12 protein-coding genes and 1 tRNA gene are annotated in these 11,389 nt (G+C 67.1%); 10 read left to right on the top strand and 3 right to left on the bottom strand.

Translation table 11 applies throughout. The features are described 5' to 3' along the window. On the top strand, positions 1–1,577 hold a 1,577-nt coding region (locus AU188_RS11920), incomplete at its 5' end, for a DUF2339 domain-containing protein (protein ID WP_059163930.1). Positions 1,578–1,615: 38 nt separating this feature from the next. Continuing rightward, complete coding sequence (locus AU188_RS11915) at positions 1,616–2,104, top strand: Dps family protein (RefSeq protein WP_059163917.1); 489 nt, start codon at positions 1,616–1,618, stop codon at positions 2,102–2,104. Here AU188_RS11915 and AU188_RS11910 read toward each other — a convergent pair. Next, a complete protein-coding gene (locus tag AU188_RS11910) occupies positions 2,079–2,726 on the bottom strand; it encodes a TetR/AcrR family transcriptional regulator (RefSeq protein WP_059163916.1) in 648 nt (215 codons plus the stop codon). The two genes, AU188_RS11915 and AU188_RS11910, sit on opposite strands and share 26 nt — an antisense overlap. Before the next feature lie 29 nt (positions 2,727–2,755). Here AU188_RS11910 and AU188_RS11905 point away from each other — a divergent pair, with 29 nt between their 5' ends. Further along, positions 2,756–3,586, top strand: a complete 831-nt coding sequence (locus tag AU188_RS11905; RefSeq protein WP_059163915.1) for an alpha/beta fold hydrolase — start codon at positions 2,756–2,758, stop codon at positions 3,584–3,586. Further along, positions 3,583–4,035 carry an SRPBCC family protein gene (locus AU188_RS11900; protein WP_059163914.1) on the top strand — a complete coding sequence of 151 codons (453 nt, stop codon included), beginning with the start codon at positions 3,583–3,585 and terminating at the stop codon, positions 4,033–4,035. The genes AU188_RS11905 and AU188_RS11900 overlap by 4 nt, the downstream gene beginning before the upstream one ends. On the opposite strand, the gene AU188_RS11895 is transcribed toward AU188_RS11900, so the two are convergent. Both AU188_RS11895 and AU188_RS11890 read right to left on the bottom strand, forming a co-directional pair. Then, positions 4,007–5,311 (bottom strand): adenylate/guanylate cyclase domain-containing protein, encoded by a 1,305-nt coding sequence (locus tag AU188_RS11895; protein WP_082686601.1) that lies wholly within the window; start codon positions 5,309–5,311, stop codon positions 4,007–4,009. The two genes, AU188_RS11900 and AU188_RS11895, sit on opposite strands and share 29 nt — an antisense overlap. A gap of 69 nt (positions 5,312–5,380) precedes the next feature. Continuing rightward, positions 5,381–5,457 (bottom strand) — tRNA-Leu (locus AU188_RS11890). Between the two features lie 95 nt (positions 5,458–5,552). Between AU188_RS11890 and AU188_RS11885 the strand changes: the two genes are divergently transcribed. The 6 genes from AU188_RS11885 (at position 5,553) to AU188_RS11860 (ending at position 11,388) form a co-directional block, all read left to right on the top strand. Beyond that, positions 5,553–6,185: an ANTAR domain-containing response regulator gene (locus AU188_RS11885; protein ID WP_059163913.1), complete on the top strand. Its 633-nt coding sequence runs from the start codon at positions 5,553–5,555 to the stop codon at positions 6,183–6,185. Between the two features lie 151 nt (positions 6,186–6,336). After that, positions 6,337–7,563 carry a branched-chain amino acid ABC transporter substrate-binding protein gene (locus AU188_RS11880; RefSeq protein WP_059163912.1) on the top strand — a complete coding sequence of 409 codons (1,227 nt, stop codon included), beginning with the start codon at positions 6,337–6,339 and terminating at the stop codon, positions 7,561–7,563. A 22-nt stretch (positions 7,564–7,585) separates the two neighbouring features. Then, a complete protein-coding gene (locus AU188_RS11875) occupies positions 7,586–8,623 on the top strand; it encodes a branched-chain amino acid ABC transporter permease (RefSeq protein WP_059163911.1) in 1,038 nt (345 codons plus the stop codon). Positions 8,624–8,658: 35 nt separating this feature from the next. After that, on the top strand, positions 8,659–9,825 hold the full coding sequence (locus tag AU188_RS11870) for a branched-chain amino acid ABC transporter permease (protein ID WP_059163928.1): 1,167 nt from the start codon (positions 8,659–8,661) through the stop codon (positions 9,823–9,825). After that, positions 9,822–10,649: an ABC transporter ATP-binding protein gene (locus AU188_RS11865; protein ID WP_059163910.1), complete on the top strand. Its 828-nt coding sequence runs from the start codon at positions 9,822–9,824 to the stop codon at positions 10,647–10,649. The genes AU188_RS11870 and AU188_RS11865 overlap by 4 nt, the downstream gene beginning before the upstream one ends. Continuing rightward, complete coding sequence (locus tag AU188_RS11860) at positions 10,633–11,388, top strand: ABC transporter ATP-binding protein (protein WP_059163909.1); 756 nt, start codon at positions 10,633–10,635, stop codon at positions 11,386–11,388. The genes AU188_RS11865 and AU188_RS11860 overlap by 17 nt, the downstream gene beginning before the upstream one ends. Position 11,389 lies beyond the last annotated feature (1 nt).

Below are 11,389 nucleotides of genomic sequence, written 5' to 3'. Positions count from 1 at the left end.
GATGCGTACCCCCGCCTCCACCGCCCAGAACACCGCGGGACGACGGATGGATCGGCAAGCTGTTGGCCGTCGCCGGCGTCGCCGTGACGCTCATCGGAGTGGTGTTCCTGCTGGTGCTGGCCGCGCAGGCGGGCGTCCTCAGGCCCGAGATCCGGGTCGCGGCCGGTGCGATGCTGGCCGCCGGACTCGTGGGCGCCGCGCGGTGGCTGTACACCCGTCCCGGCGGTCGCGTCGGCGCAATCGCGCTGGCCGCGACGGGTACCGCCGCGGCGTACATGGACGTCATCGCGGTGACGACGATCTATGACTGGGTGTCCGCACCCGCCGCGCTGCTCATCGCCGCGGTGATCGGGGGAGGCGGCCTCACGTTGGCGCGTCGCTGGAACTCCGAGCACCTGGGGCTGCTGGTGCTGGTGCCGCTGCTGGTGTTGGCGCCGGTGGTGGTCGGGGGTGTCACGCTGCTGCTCGTGGCGTTCATGCTTGCGCTGTCGGCGGCGTCGCTGCCCGTACAGCTCGGCAGGGACTGGCCCTGGCTGCATGCCGCCCGCATCGCGGCGGGCTCGCTGCCGCTGCTGACCGCACTCGTGGGTGTCTATTTCGACGATGGACGCGATCGGTGGCTGGCCGGTGCGTGCGGTATCGCGGCACTGCTCGCGATCGCCGGCGCGCTCATCCTGCTGCCCCACACCGCGAACAAGCCGGTGATGGCCGTGCTCACCGGCGCGGGTGTCCTGCCCGTGCTGTCGGTCGGGCTGGCCGTCGACCGTGTCGTCGCGGCCCTGATGGCGGCCGCGCTCGCCGCGGCGCTGCTGGCCATCGTGCTCGTCGGCGAGCAGCTGCCCGGAGTGGATCGCAGCGTGCGCCGGATCTGGGCGGTGCTATCGGCGGTGTCGGCGCTGATCGGCGTGCTGGTGGCGTTCGACGGCAGGATCGCGGGCCCCGTGCTGCTGGCGACGGCGCTCGTGGTGGCGACGGCCGGTCGCCGCCGGGCCACGGCCAGGGTGATCGCCGTGGGCTTTGCGCTGATCGGTACGGGGTTCTATCTGAGCTACGCCCCGCCGTCAACACTGATGCGCGCCACCGCGACCAGCGTCGCGGCGGGTATTTCGACGTTGGTCGCCAGCGTTCTGCTCACCGCGTGTGCGGCCGTGATCGTGTGGGCGTTCCCCCGCCGGAGCTCGGCGGTGTGGGCGGTCTCGGCGGCCGTGGCGGGATACGCGATCACTATGTTCGCGGTGACCGCCGGCGTGTTGGTCGGCGGCACCGACGGCGGGTTCTTCGCGGGCCACATGGCGGCGACGATCTGCTGGATCGGGCTGGCCGCCGCGTTGTTCGGCTACGCTGCCCGGCGTCCGCGCGCCGATCGTTCCCTGCCGATCGGCGGGGGGCTGGCGCTGGTCGCCGCCGCGACGGCCAAGCTGTTCCTCTTCGATCTGGGCACCTTGGACGGCATCTTCCGGGTGGTGGTGTTCATCGTGGTCGGCCTGGTACTGCTGGGCATGGGTGCCGGCTACGCGCGGCTGCTGGAAAAGCAGGACCAGCAGCAGAACATGCCCGTGACAGCCGACACACGCTAAACTGGACTCAATCTAGATTAGGAGGCGTTGAAAGAGTCATGAACACCACACGTCGTCTCGAAACAGAAGTCCAGGGATTCCAAGCGTCGGCCGAACTCAGCGCCAGCTTGCAGCGGGTGCTGGTCGACCTCATCGAGTTGCACCTGCAGGGCAAGCAGGCGCATTGGAACGTCGTCGGCACCAACTTCCGCGACCTGCATCTGCAGCTCGACGAACTCGTCGAGTTCGCCCGCGAGGCCAGCGACACGGTCGCCGAACGAATGCGCGCCCTCGACGCCATACCCGACGGCCGGTCGAACACCGTCACCGTCGGCACCACGCTGCCGCAGTTCCCGGCATACGAGGTGAGCACGCAGGAGGCGGTCGACCTGATCACGGGCCGGATCTACGCCGCCGTCGGGACCATGCGAGCGGTGCACGACGCGGTCGACGCCGAGGACCCCAGCACCGCTGACATCCTGCATCAGCTGATCGACGGCCTGGAGAAGCTGGCCTGGCTGATCAAGTCGGAGAACCGCAAGGTCTAACGGGCCGGTCAACCGGCGCGCAGATCACCGCGATCGCGGCATCGATCAGCGCGTCCAACTCGGGCCTGCCCGCGCCGGACCTGGCGCGAACCGACAGCGCGTTGAGCGTCGCCGTCGCGATCTGAGCGAGCGCGTCGGGCGCGTGCGGTGCAAGTTCGCCGTCGCGGCCGGCGCGCTCGAATCGTTCGGCGAACGTCGCGGTGAACGCTGCCATCGTCTCCTCGACGATCGCGCGCGCCTGCGCGTCGCCGGTCGCCTCGGTGAGCGCCGTGCCGATCAGAAAGCAGCCGCGCGGCCCGCCGTCTCCGGACAGGTAGAAATCGCGGGCGTAGCGGTAGACCGCCCCGAGCGCCTCGCGCAACGGCAGTGGCCGCGCCAGCGCCGCTGACAGCCAGGCCCGGCTGGTGTCGGCGTAGTCGGCTGCGGCGCGCCGGTAGAGCGCCCGCTTGTCACCGAACGCGGCATAGATGCTCGGCCGGTTCATGCCCATGGCCGCCGCAAGATCGTCCAACGAGGTGCCCGCGTAGCCGGCGCGCCAGAACGTTTCGCGCGCCCGGCGCAAGGCGACCTCGGGATCGTAGGCACGCGGCCGACCGCGGCGACGGGCCGCTGCTCTGGTCACGTCGCGAATTTTATACTAGTTTGAACAAAATGAGGTTGTCGCACGTCGACCAGGGTTCCGGCGAACCCGTGCTACTACTGCACGGCTATCCGCAGAGCGCCTCGTGCTGGCGGCATCAGATCCCCGCGCTCGCGCAGCAGTACCGGGTCATCGCGCCCGACTGGCCCGGTTTCGGCCGGTCCGAGCCGCCCGGCACGCCGCCGACCTACGACAACGAGGTCGATCGCATCGACGCGTTCGCCGACGCGATCGGTCTGGACCGGTTCAACCTCGTCGCGCATGACTACGGCGGGTTCCTCGGCCTGGGCTACACGCTGCGCCGCCCCGGGCGGGTCCTGCGGTTGGCGTTGCTCAACACCAGGGCGCACAACACCTTCCGGCCGTGGTTCTACCGCTATTCGCTGACCCAGCGATGGGCGGCGGCCCACGTTCCCGGGCTGGTCCGCCGGTTGCCGCTGCGCCGACTGCACCACGCGGCGTTGCGGCCGTATCGCGTGCTGGGCTGTTTCGACGATGCGCTGGAAGCCGAGTACCTGGGTTGGATGGACTCGACCGCCGGCCGCCGGACATTCGTCGAGTTCTTCCGCCACTACCACGTGCCCGCGATCCCCGACCTCGCGTCGGGCCTCCCGCACATCACCTGCCCGACGGCGGTGATCTGGGGCGACCGCGACCGTTACATTCCGTTCACGACCGCCCGGCAGCTGGCGGACCGCATTCCCGGTGCCACCCTGACCCGGCTGACCGGCGCCGACCACTACGTCATGGAGGAGCGCCCCGCCGAGGTGACCGCGGCTCTGCTCGAACTGCTGGCGCGGCCGTGCGTCGTTTCCGGCGATGCGGGTATATCACCGGCGTGACCGTGACTCGAGACATCCACGCCTCCCGCCGGCAGGTGTGGGACGTGATGGCCGACGGATGGACGTACTCACAGTGGGTCGTCGGCAACAGCCGGATGCGCGCTGTCGACGCGGACTGGCCGGCGCCCGGCTCGCAGATCCGCCATTCGATCGGGGTGTGGCCGCTGCTGCTCGACGACGTCACCGTGGTCGAGAAGAGCGTGCCACTGGAGGAGCTGGTGTTGCACGCGAAGGGACGGCCGTTCGGCGGCGCGCGAATCGTGTTGCGGCTAAGCGATATTCCCGACGGCTGCCGGGTCGAGATGCAGGAGTTTCCGGTCAGCGGACCGGCCGCGCTCTTGCCGAACCGGTTGTCCGACATCGCGGTCTATCCGCGGAACCGGGAAACGTTGTGGCGGCTCGGCGCGCTGGCCGAACGGCTCAAGCCGACTGAGCTCTCTGACGACTGAGCGGTTCGAGTTCCACCGCGTCGCGGACCGCTGAATCGTCGCGCCGCCCGACGAGGTACCAGGTCCTCATGACGCCCTTGCCCTTGACGTCGACCTCGCCGCGCGGTTCCAGGACGAATGTGCTTCTGAGCCGTTCGTAGACATCGTGCGGCACCTGGATGCGGCCCTCGACGTCGGTGGTCTCCATGCGCGATGCGACGTTGACCGCGTCGCCCCACACGTCGTAGAAGAACTTGCGCGCGCCGACGACGCCGGCGACCACCGGGCCCGCGGCGAGCCCGATGCGCAACGGCACCTCGCGTCCGTGCGGGTCGCGCAGGTCGGCCACTGCGTCGGCCATATCGAGCGCGAGACAGGCCAGCGCCTCGAGGTGATCCGGTCTCGGTTGGGGCACGCCGCTGACCACCATGTAGGAGTCGCCGCTGGTCTTGACCTTTTCCAAGCCGTGCCGGTCGACCAGCGCGTCGAGGTCGGTGTAGAGGCGGTCCAGGAAGCGCACGAGATCGCTGGGCGTGGTGTCGCTGGCCCGCTTGGTGTAGCCGGCGATATCGGCGAACAGGATCGACGCGTCGTCGTACTTGTCGGCGATCACGGCACGGGTCGGATCCTTCAGCCGCTCGGCAATCGGGGCGGGCAGGATGTTGGCCAGCAGCCGCTCGGAGCGGTCGTACTCGGCCTCCATCGCCAGCCGAGCCCGGTGTATCTCACGAAGGGCGTACCACAGCGTGGCGATGACGAGAATCCACGCGGTCACCACGGTGAGGACGAACGAGGTCGTGAACGCCCACGGCGGTTGGATGCCGGTGTCGTTCGGGACAAGGAACTCCAGCAGGATCACCGTCACCGCGCCCACCGCCGACAGTGTCGCCGCCAGCAGGATGTGGTCGATGCCCAATACCAGCACCATGATCGCCGCCGCGACAACGAAATAGAACTGCAGCCCCGAGCCGGTGCCCAGCTGAATGCACTGGACGGTGATCGTCGTGTAGGCGACCGTGAAGAACACCAGCGGCGCAACGAGTTCCCCGAACCGGCACATCAACGGGATCAACGCGAAAGCCGCCGCGCTGACGAGGTTGATCACCGGGATCCACCACACCTCGAGGCCGACGAGCAGGCCCTGCAGCCCGAAGAAGGCGCTGATCGCCGCGCTGATCATCGCGGTCACGTCGAGCACCCGGCGGTGCCGTGCGGCGCTCTCGGCGTGGTGGCGGACGCGGGCCGGCATCCGGCTTTCCAGCGCGACTTCCGGCACACAGACCGGCCGCAGTCTCATCTCCACGTCTAGAGCGTAACGCTGGAAGTCCCGGCGACCTGGGCTTTGTCGGGGATGGGACGACGGCGGTGGTGCCCTCGGTGAGACTCGAACTCACACTGTCACGATTTTGAGTCGTGTGCCTCTGCCAATTGGGCTACGAGGGCCAGACGTCGGTCTGTGTCATGTCGCCGTGCGGCTTACCACCATAGATGATGCCCCGCAGTCGCTGGACGTGCCTGCTACCGCCACAATGTCTTCCATGGCATCCGCTCCTGGGTCAGCGACCGACGCCGTGAAGGCACGCCGCGTTCTCGTCGCCGAAGACGAAGCGCTCATCCGCATGGACCTGGCCGAGATGCTGCGCGAGGAGGGCTACGAGATCGTCGGCGAGGCCGGCGACGGGCAGGAGGCGGTCGATCTCGCCGAGAGCCTGAAACCCGACCTCGTGATCATGGACGTCAAGATGCCGCGTCGCGACGGCATCGACGCGGCATCGGAGATCGCCGGCAAACGCATCGCGCCGATCGTGATCCTGACCGCCTTCAGCCAGCGGGAACTGGTGGAACGAGCCAGGGATGCCGGCGCGATGGCCTACCTCGTCAAACCGTTCACCATCACCGATCTCATCCCGGCCATCGAGGTCGCGGTGAGCCGGTTCGGTGAGATCTCCGCCCTGGAGCGGGAAGTGGCGACCCTGTCCGACCGGTTGGAGACCCGCAAGTTGGTCGAGCGCGCCAAGGGTTTGCTGCAGGCCAAGCAAGGCATGACCGAACCCGAGGCGTTCAAGTGGATTCAGCGGGCCGCGATGGACCGGCGCACCACGATGAAACGAGTCGCCGAGGTGGTGCTCGAAACCCTCGACACGCCCGGCGAGGCACCGGAATCAGGCTGACGGGCCGACCCGGCGGTTCGTAAAAACTTCGTTTCCGACCGCGCAGAGCAAGCACCGGGGTCGAGCGTTGGCTATGGTCTTCCCGGAACGTCGCCCTGCCGAGCCAGGTTGAGGCGCGGAGCCGACTAGAACTTTGACCCGGAGGTGAAGCGTGCGCGGTCGCGGAGCACGAAAAGCAATTGCTATCAGCAGCGCTGGTTTGGTCGTGCTCGGCAGCGCAATGTCCCTGGCGGGCTGCCAGCAATCCCAGCCGAGCGAGGGCGGTGCGGCGCAGACCGATCTGAAAATCGTCGAGCAGGTTCCGATCGACGAGAACGGCGCGGAGATCACCCCGCCGGACACTGCCGCGGCGGCTGACCCCGCCGGCGACGGCAAGGCGCAGTGCCCACCCGTGTCGATCGCGATGGCGGGCGCGCTGAACGGCCCTGACGCCGCGCTGGGCATCAACATCAAGAACGGCATCCAGTTGGCGGTCGACCAGCACAACGCCGCAAACCCGGGCTGCAAGGTGCAATTGAAGACCTTCGACACCGAGGGCGATCCGCAGAAGGCCAGCCAGACTGCGCCACAGATCATCAACGACGCGTCGATCATCGGCCTGATCGGACCCGCGTTCTCCGGGGAAACGATGGCCACCGGAGACGTGTACAACCAGGCCGGCCTGGTTGCCGCGACTGCCTCCGCCACCAACGTCACGCTGTCGCAGAAGGGCTGGAAGACGTTCTTCCGTGGCCTCGGAAACGACGGGCAGCAGGGGCAAGCGGTCGGCAATTACCTGAAGAACACGCTGGGCCACAAAAAAGTATGCGTGGTCGATGACAGCACCGACTACGGCCTGGGGCTGGCGACCGTGGTTCGAAACACGCTCGGCGCAGTCGCCGACCCGGCGTGCAACATCTCGGTGAAGAAGGGCGACAAGGACTTCTCGGCTGCGGTTACCCAGATCAAGGGCGCCACCCCTGACTCGGTGTTCTTCAGCGGCTACTACGCCGAGGCCGCGCCGTTCGCCCAGCAGCTCAAAGACGGCGGATACACCGGGACCTTCGTCAGTGCCGACGGCACGAAAGACCCGGAGTTCGTCAAGCAGGCCGGCAACGCGGCAGAGGGCGCGATCCTGTCGTGCCCGTGCACGCCGGCGCCTGCTGAGTTCACCGAGGAGTACAAGAAGGCGTTCAACGCCGATCCCGGTACGTACAGCGTCGAAGGCTACGACCTCGGCACCATCATGCTGAAGGGCATCGACTCCGGGAGAACCACCCGCCCCGACCTCCTCGAATTCGTCCGGACCTACAACGGCCAGGGGATCGGACGCAAGTACCAGTGGGATCCCAACGGCGAACTGACCTCCACCCTCATCTGGATCTTCAAGGTTCAGTAGGAGACCAGATCGAGAGACCGGGATGCCCCCCGAGTGCGTCGACCAGTACACCTGCCTGGCCGCCAACATCAGCTTCAACCTGGACGGGTTGCGAGACGGCTTCTGGCAGTTGACAATCGACGGCCTGTCGTGGGGCGCCATCTACGCCTTGGTTGCGGTCGGGTACACGTTGGTCTACGGCGTGCTGAAGTTGATCAACTTCGCCCACTCGGAAGTCTTCATGTTCGGCATGTTCGGCGCGTATTTCTGCCTCGACATGATCCTCGGTTTCACCCCGAGCGGTAACACGTACGACAAGGGCATCGCGCTGACGGTGCTGTATCTGGGCATCGCGATGCTGTTCGCAATGATGGTGTCCGGCGCCACCGCGATCGGACTGGAGGCGGTCGCATACCGACCGCTGCGCAGACGCAAGGCCGAGCGGCTGTCGTTTCTGATCACCGCGATCGGCATGTCGTTCGTGTTGCAGGAGTTCGTGCACTTCATCCTGCCGAAGATCATCGACGGGTACGGCGGATCCAATGCGCAGCAACCGATCCGGCTCGTCTCGCCCGAAACTCAGTTCACGGTGTTCGGCGCCGCGGTCTCCAACATCACGCTGATCATCGTGGGCGGGGCGCTGGTCCTCGCGTTGATGACGGACATCACCATCAACCGGACGAAGTTCGGACGCGGAATCCGGGCCGTGGCCCAGGATCCCGACACCGCGACGCTGATGGGCGTCTCCCGGGAACGCATCATCATGCTGACGTTCTTGATCGGCGGCCTCCTGGCGGGTGCGGCGGCGCTGCTGTACACGCTGAAGGTGCCGCAGGGCATCATCTACTCCGGCGGCTTCCTGCTCGGCATCAAGGCGTTCTCGGCCGCGGTCCTCGGCGGCATCGGCAACCTGCGCGGCGCGCTGCTGGGCGGGCTGCTGCTGGGCATCATGGAGAACTACGGGCAGGCGGTGTTCGGGACGCAGTGGCGTGACGTGGTGGCCTTCGTGTTGCTGGTTCTGGTGCTGTTCTTCCGGCCGACCGGGATACTCGGCGAGAGCCTCGGAAAGGCACGGGCATGAGGGCCAGCGAGAAGCCGGAGGCGGATCGCGCATCGATGTGGTCCGAGAAGGTGTTGGCGCCCGGCGACGCGGTGCGGCGCTGGTGGGACGGGCTTTCGCGGGTGCAGAAGTGGGGCTTCGGCGTGCTCGCCTTCGGCCTGCTCGCACTGTTGCCGCTCTTCCCGCCGCCGTTTTTGAACACGCCGAACATCAGCTTCGGCGGCACCATGGCGCAATTCGCCATGGTCGCCATCATCGCGATCGGGCTCAACGTGGTGGTGGGCCAGGCCGGTCTGCTCGACCTCGGCTACGTCGGCTTCTACGCCGTGGGTGCGTACACCGTCGCGCTGCTGACCAGTCCCAACAGTCCGTGGAACAAGATGGGCGCGACGGGATGGTTCAACGAGGACTGGGCGTGGCTGGCCTGCGTGCCGCTGGCGATGGCCATCACCGCGCTGACCGGGCTCATCCTCGGAACGCCGACGCTGCGCCTGCGCGGTGACTACCTCGCGATCGTCACGCTGGGTTTCGGCGAGATCATCCGGCTGCTGGCCGACAACCTCTCGGAGGTGACCAACGGCCCGCGCGGCCTCAACGAGGTGGCCTATCCGCGGTTCGGTGAGAGCGAACGCGTCCCGGAGGGCGTGTTCTCCAGCGGAAACTCCGCAGGCGACGCGAACTACGGCACATGGTGGTTCTGGCTGGGCATCGTGCTGATGGTCGGAATCCTGCTGCTTGTCGGCAACCTCGAACGCAGCCGCGTAGGCCGCGCCTGGATCGCGATCCGGGAAGACGAGGACGCCGCGGAAGTCTTGGGCGTCAACACTTTCCGGTTCAAGTTGTGGGCGTTCGTGATCGGCGCGGCGATCGGCGGTCTGTCCGGCGCGCTGTACGCGGGTCAGGTGCAGTTCGTCGCGCCGCCCACGTTCAACATCATCAACTCGATGCTGTTCCTGTGCGCCGTGGTGCTCGGCGGTCAGGGCAACAAGCTCGGCGTGGTGGTGGGTGCGTTCATCATCGTCTACCTGCCGAACCGACTGCTCGGGGTGGAGTTCCTCGGTATCAACCTCGGCGACCTGAAGTACCTGTTCTTCGGGCTGGCGCTCGTGGTGCTGATGATCTTCCGGCCGCAGGGCCTGTTCCCGGCGCGCCAGCAACTTCTCGCCTACGGCAGGGCCGCACGCGACCTGCTGCGCTCGCCGGAAAAGGAATCGGCGCGATGACGATCGAGGAATTGGCGGGCGTCCACCGCGACATCCATGCCGCCGAGGGCGAGATCCTTTTGCGGACAACCGATCTCACCGTGAAGTTCGGCGGGTTGACGGCGCTCGACTCGGTGTCGTTCGACATCCGTCGCGGCGAGATCCTCGGCATGATCGGCCCGAACGGCGCCGGTAAGACCACCTGCTTCAACGCGATCACCGGGGTGTACCGGCCGACGTCGGGAACGGTCACGTTCGACGGCGCGCCACTGGGCCGGGTCAAAAGGCACCAGATCACCCGCCGCGGAATCGCGCGAACGTTCCAGAACATCAGGTTGTGGGGCGAGATGACCGCCCTGGAGAACGTCATGGTGGGCACCGACGCGCGGCACTTCACCTCGGTGCCCGGCGCACTGGTGAGAACCCCACGCCACAGGCGCGAGGAGCGGTCGGCGATCGAGAGATCGGCTGCACTACTGCATTTCGTAGGTATCGCGGACCGCGGCGAGGAGAAGGCGAAGAACCTGTCCTACGGGGACCAACGACGGCTGGAAATCGCCCGCGCGCTGGCCACCGAACCGAAACTGCTGTGCCTGGATGAGCCGGCGGCCGGATTCAACCCGCGGGAGAAGGCCGCGCTCATCGAGCTGATCCAGAAGATCCGCGACGACGGCTACACCGTTCTGCTGATCGAACACGACATGAGGCTGGTGATGGGCGTGACCGATCGCATCGTGGTGCTGGAGTTCGGTCGCAAGATCGCCGACGGCCTGCCCGCGGCGATCCGCGAGGACCCGAAGGTGATCGCGGCGTACTTGGGGGTGCCCGATGACACAGTCGAATGATTCGCCGGGGACCGAGCGGCCCGTCATCCTCGAGCTACGTGACATCGTCGTGCAGTACGGGAGGATCCGCGCACTGCACGGGATCTCGCTGACAGTTCGCGAAGGTGAACTGGTGACCCTGCTCGGTTCCAACGGAGCCGGCAAGACGACCACCATGCGCGCGATCTCGGGGCTGCTGCCGCTGACCTCGGGTTCGATCTGGTTCGAGGGCGCCGACGTCAGCAACGTCAAAGCCCACCAGCGGGTGATCCAGGGCTTGGTGCAGGCGCCCGAGGGACGCGGTGTCTTCCCCGGGATGTCGGTCGTGGAGAACCTCGAAATGGGTTGTTACGGACGTAAATTCGCCTCGCGTTCAGAACACCGGAAGCATCTGGACTGGGTTCTGGAAACGTTTCCGCGGCTCGCCGAACGCCGCAGTCAGGTGGGTGGCACGCTCTCGGGTGGCGAGCAGCAGATGTTGGCCATCGGTCGGGCGCTGATGGCCCGGCCACGGGTGCTGCTGCTCGACGAGCCGTCCATGGGCCTGGCGCCGATGGTGATCTCCCAGATCTTCCGGATCATCGGCGAGATCAACGCCCAGGGCACCACCGTGCTGCTGGTCGAGCAGAATGCGCAACAGGCGCTGAGCCGTTCGGACCGCGCCTACATTCTCGAGACCGGTGAGGTCACGCGCGCAGGCAATGCCCGAGAATTGTTGGCCGATGACAGCATTCGCGCCGCCTATCTCGGGGTGGCGTGAC

The organism is Mycobacterium sp. IS-3022 (assembly GCF_001500065.1).
Taxonomy (GTDB): domain Bacteria; phylum Actinomycetota; class Actinomycetes; order Mycobacteriales; family Mycobacteriaceae; genus Mycobacterium.
This window is presented reverse-complemented; position numbering and strand designations above follow the sequence as displayed.